5 protein-coding genes are annotated in these 4,545 nt (G+C 54.2%); 2 read left to right on the plus strand and 3 right to left on the minus strand.

Annotated features, from left to right (window positions below):
- On the minus strand, positions 1-1,962 hold a 1,962-nt coding region (gene dcp, locus FN633_RS00695; RefSeq protein ID WP_154058779.1), incomplete at its 3' end, for a peptidyl-dipeptidase Dcp.
- Between the two features lie 86 nt (positions 1,963-2,048).
- On the opposite strand from dcp, the gene ydfG reads away from it, so the two are divergent.
- Positions 2,049-2,795 (plus strand): bifunctional NADP-dependent 3-hydroxy acid dehydrogenase/3-hydroxypropionate dehydrogenase YdfG, encoded by a 747-nt coding sequence (gene ydfG, locus FN633_RS00700; protein WP_042395693.1) that lies wholly within the window; start codon positions 2,049-2,051, stop codon positions 2,793-2,795.
- 90 nt (positions 2,796-2,885) lie between these two features.
- Positions 2,886-3,572 (plus strand): GntR family transcriptional regulator, encoded by a 687-nt coding sequence (locus tag FN633_RS00705; protein ID WP_154056398.1) that lies wholly within the window; start codon positions 2,886-2,888, stop codon positions 3,570-3,572.
- Between the two features lie 93 nt (positions 3,573-3,665).
- Here the strand turns inward: FN633_RS00705 and FN633_RS00710 are convergent, their stop codons facing one another.
- Both FN633_RS00710 and FN633_RS00715 read right to left on the minus strand, forming a co-directional pair.
- Positions 3,666-4,031: a hypothetical protein gene (locus FN633_RS00710; protein WP_154056399.1), complete on the minus strand. Its 366-nt coding sequence runs from the start codon at positions 4,029-4,031 to the stop codon at positions 3,666-3,668.
- A 3-nt stretch (positions 4,032-4,034) separates the two neighbouring features.
- A partial coding sequence (locus tag FN633_RS00715) for a hypothetical protein (protein ID WP_208673895.1) occupies positions 4,035-4,545 on the minus strand: 511 nt, incomplete at its 5' end.

Raw genomic sequence — 4,545 nt, forward strand, 5'->3', positions numbered from 1 at the left:
CGTGCTATTGCCTCGTGACAAAATCGCCTCGCGGAATTTCTGCCCGTTCTCCCGGGTCAATCCGCCCTGCTCTACAAACCACTGGTAGCCGTCGTCAGCCAGCATTTGCGTCCAGATGTAGGCATAGTAGCCCGCTGCGTAACCGCCACCGAAGATATGCGCGAAATAGCTGCTGCGATAGCGCGGCGGCACGGCGGCAAGATCGAGATTTTCCCGCTTGAGCACCTCGGCTTCAAAAGCTGCAACATCGCTGACGGCAGTACGTGATGCGAGGCTATGCCAGTTCATATCCAGCAGCGCGGCGCTCAATAGCTCCGTCATGTCATAACCCTTGTTGAACAATGCCGCCCGATGCATCTTCTCCTGCAGTGCCTTCGGCATAGGCTCCCCGGTCTGGTAGTGCCGGGCATAGCGGGCGAAAACATCAGGATGGCTGGCCCAGTGCTCGTTGATCTGCGATGGGAACTCGACAAAATCACGCGGCGTATTGGTGCCGGAGAGCGTCGCGTAGCGCTGGGTGGCAAAAAGCCCGTGCAGGGTATGACCAAACTCATGGAACAGCGTGATCACGTCATCCCAGGAAATGAGCGCGGGTCCGCCTGCGGAAGGTTTCTGATAGTTGCAGACGTTATAGATAACCGGCCGGGTTCCCTGCAATGTAGATTGCTCCACGAAATTACCCATCCACGCCCCGCCGCTTTTGCTGTCACGGGCGTAGAAGTCGCCGTAGAAGAGCGCCATGCCGGTGCCGTCAGCATCAACGATCTCCCAGACGCGGACGTCAGGATGGTAAACCGGCAGATCAAACCGCTCGATGAAGCTCAGGCCGAACAGCTGGCTGGCGGTCCAGAATACGCCGTCAACCAGTACGGTGTTGAGGGCAAAGTAGGGTTTGATCTGTGCCTCATCAAGAGCGAATTTCTCCCGGCGCACCTGCTCGGCATACCACGCCCAGTCCCAGGCCTCGGCCCGGAATCCACCCTGCTGCTCATCGATTACCCGCTGAATATCTGCCAGCTCTTGCTCGGCACGGGCGCGCGCCGCCGGAACGATATTGCGCATAAAGGTCAGCGCGGCGGCAGGATTTTGTGCCATATGGTCGGCAGTTTTCCAGGCGGCATAGTCCGGGAATCCCAGCAGCGCGGCTTGTTCCGCGCGGATTTTTGCCAGGCGCAGCACGACGGCGCGGGTATCGTTTTTATCGCCTTTTTCCGTACGCGACCAACCTGCTTTAAAGAGCTGTTCCCGGGTCTGGCGATCGCGTAGTCCCGCCAGCGCAGGCTGCTGAGTCGTATTCAGGAGAGGGATAAGCCAGCGTCCGGAGAGTCCCCGCTCCTCTGCTGCCGCTCGCGCCTGCGCTTTTTCGCTTTCGCTCAGGCCATCAAGCTGCTGCTCACTCTCGACGATCAACCCACCCGCCTTGCCTGCTGCCAGCAGGTGCTGGTTAAACTGGCTGGTGAGGGTTGCCGCTTCGGTATTGAGGCTTTTTAGCGCCTGCTTTTCGGCACTGCCCAGGGTCGCCCCTGCCAGAATAAAGCGCTGGTGGACGACCTCCGTCAGACGCAGGGATTCCGCGTCCAGCCCGAGCGCGTGGCGCTGCTGCCAGACGGCATCAATACGGTAGAAAAGCGCACTATCCAGATAGATATCATTTGCCAGCTCGGCCAGCTCTGCGGAGAAGGCTTCATCAAGCTGCTGAAGGTAATCATTGGTGTGGGCAGCGGTCATAGCAAAAAAGAGGCTGGTGACCCGGTTAAGAAGCTGCCCGCTCTGCTCCATCGCCAGGATGGTGTTGTTAAAATCCGCTGGCGTTGTTGCCTGAGCGATGGCGCTGACCTCATCACGCTTTAGCCGAACGCCTTCATCAAAGGCCGGACGATAGTGGCTATCTTCAATCATATCGAAGCGCGGCGCCAGGTAAGGCAGCGTGCTTTCACTCAGTAAAGGATTCGTTAGCGACATTTCAACTCCTTAAACATTGTCGTTTACCTCAGGCTCTTAACCCATGCTATCGTAATAACACACAAAAAGCGTTGAGGAACAGAATGATGATTATTTTAGTCACCGGGGCAACGGCAGGGTTTGGCGAAAGCATCACCCGCCGTTTCGTTGAAAACGGTCATAAAGTGATTGCTACCGGCCGTCGTCAGGAACGTTTGCAGACCCTGAAAGATGAGCTGGGCGATAGCGTTCTCACCCTGCAACTGGACGTACGCAACCGCGCCGCTATCGAACAGGCGCTGGACTCTCTCCCCGCCGAGTGGCGCGACATTGACGTGCTGGTCAACAACGCCGGTCTGGCGTTGGGCCTGGAGCCTGCGCATAAGGCCAACGTTGAAGACTGGGAGACAATGATCGATACCAACAACAAGGGGCTGATCTATATGACCCGCGCCGTGCTGCCGGGAATGGTAGAGCGCAACCGTGGGCACATCATCAATATCGGCTCTACCGCGGGCAGCTGGCCTTATGCGGGCGGCAACGTCTATGGCGCAACCAAGGCCTTTGTACAGCAGTTCAGCCTCAACCTGCGTACCGATCTGCACGGTACGGCGGTGCGCGTGACCAACATCGAGCCGGGTCTGGTAGGCGGAACCGAGTTCTCTAACGTTCGCTTCAAAGGCGATGACGATAAAGCGGGCAAAACCTATGAGAACACCAACGCCCTTAGCGCAGAGGATGTGTGCGAGGCCGTCTGGTGGGTAGCGACCCTGCCGAAGCACGTTAACATCAACACCCTTGAGATGATGCCGGTTAGCCAGACCTGGGCTGGCCTAAGCGTGCATCGCAGCTGATATTTCCTACCCGGCCTGCGGGCCGGGTATGGGATGCAGATCAAATAGATGGTATGGTAGGCGGGTCACTATTCTATTAAGTAAGAGCGCATGGCCGTCGAAACCCACCTTAATCCTGTATTGCCCGTTAATCAGCAAATTTACCGTATCCTGCGCCAGGATATCGTACATTGCCTGATCCCCCCCGGCACGCCGCTGTCGGAGAAAGAGGTATCGGTGCGGTTTAACGTCTCGCGCCAGCCGGTTCGTGAAGCCTTTATCAAACTGGCTGAGAATGGACTGATTCAGATCCGTCCCCAGCGCGGCAGCTACGTCAATAAGATCTCCATGACGCAGGTACGCAACGGCTGCTTTGTGCGTCAGGCGATTGAGTGCGCCGTCGCCCGCCGGGCCGCGACGCTGATCACCGATAGCCAGCGTTATCAGCTGGAGCAGAACCTGCATCAGCAGCGGATCGCTATCGACCACAAGCAGCTTGATGATTTCTTCCAGCTTGACGATGAGTTTCACCAGAAGCTGGCGCTGATTGCCGACTGCCAATTGGCGTGGGATACGGTGGAGAACATCAAGGCGACCATTGACCGGGTGCGCTATATGAGCCTCGATCACGTTTCTCCGCCGGAGAAGCTGCTGCGTCAGCATCAGGATATCTTTGATGCGCTGGCTAAGCATGACGTAGAGGGCGTAGATAAGGCGATGACCGCGCATCTGGAAGAGATTGGCGAGACGGTCCAGCTGATCCGCCAGGAGAACAGCGACTGGTTCAGCGAGGAGTAAGCGGAGACGGGTGCGTAATGGGCTGGATGGGAGCGGTCATTGGCTGCTTCCCTGCGGCTCGCAAGCGCTCTCTGTATTCACTGTTTCAAAACTCTAATAAGAAGGTGTCATTTTCATCAACCTTTTATTTTCAACATCCAGAGCATAATGCCAGTCATACCAGCCCTCTCTCTTTTCATGAAAAGAACAAACGACCAATACCTCTTTGGCAGCACTCAACGTTAAGTAATAAAAAGATGCACCCTCCGGTGGTGGAAATGCTGAAATCAAGCCTCCCTCCCTATTTAAGACAGTCAGTAAGGTTGGCAGCGGCGAGGGCTGGCTTAATATAAAAACCAACTCACGCCTTTCATCTAACATTGCCAAATCCAAATTATCTATATGACCAGTGATCTGGCGCGCATCGTATACCCAGCTTAGAGCACATGTTTCGTGATCAAAAACCAAATCATTAATCATTTGCTAGTCATTCCAGCTTATATACAGGCCGCAATTAAAATCATTCTTATTAGACTGCACAGCAATCTCACCCCACACATATTCAAAAACCACACCATAAGGTGGCTGGGATATGTCACGCTTTGATGCAAAATTTAAGGTACCTTCCAAAAACTCCTTTACTCTCGCCTCTTCCCTTAAGAGTAGGTCTACATTCGCCCTTAGCTCCCAATCATGTAGGGAAGAATAAAACTCCGTTCCTTTCTCAACCATACGTATCTTTTTTTGGAACTGCTCCATCGCTGGCCAAAATTCTAAAAAATACTCTCTCCCAAGCCATGAGACGCTTTCCACATAGTAACCATAACGACCGAACTCTTTTATATCGTCATTTTCTCTATAAAAGCAACTACTAACAAACTGCTCCTGGGTCTGCAAATTAATTGAATAGTTATCAATGGTCACATTGCCATCACGTTCATCTAAAATCATTTTCTTCATAAATGAATGCTCCCCAGAATGGCAACCTCTCTCG

The sequence above is a fragment of the Pseudescherichia vulneris genome (assembly GCF_902164725.1).
Lineage (GTDB): Bacteria > Pseudomonadota > Gammaproteobacteria > Enterobacterales > Enterobacteriaceae > Pseudescherichia > Pseudescherichia vulneris.

Excerpts from the sequence above, each read along its gene's own strand:
- FN633_RS00710 (WP_154056399.1), bottom strand. The coding sequence starts at position 4,031 with ATGATTAATGATTTGGTTTTTGATCACGAAACATGTGCTCTAAGCTGG.
- ydfG (WP_042395693.1), top strand. The coding sequence starts at position 2,049 with ATGATTATTTTAGTCACCGGGGCAACGGCAGGGTTTGGCGAAAGCATC.
- FN633_RS00705 (WP_154056398.1), top strand. The coding sequence starts at position 2,886 with ATGGCCGTCGAAACCCACCTTAATCCTGTATTGCCCGTTAATCAGCAA.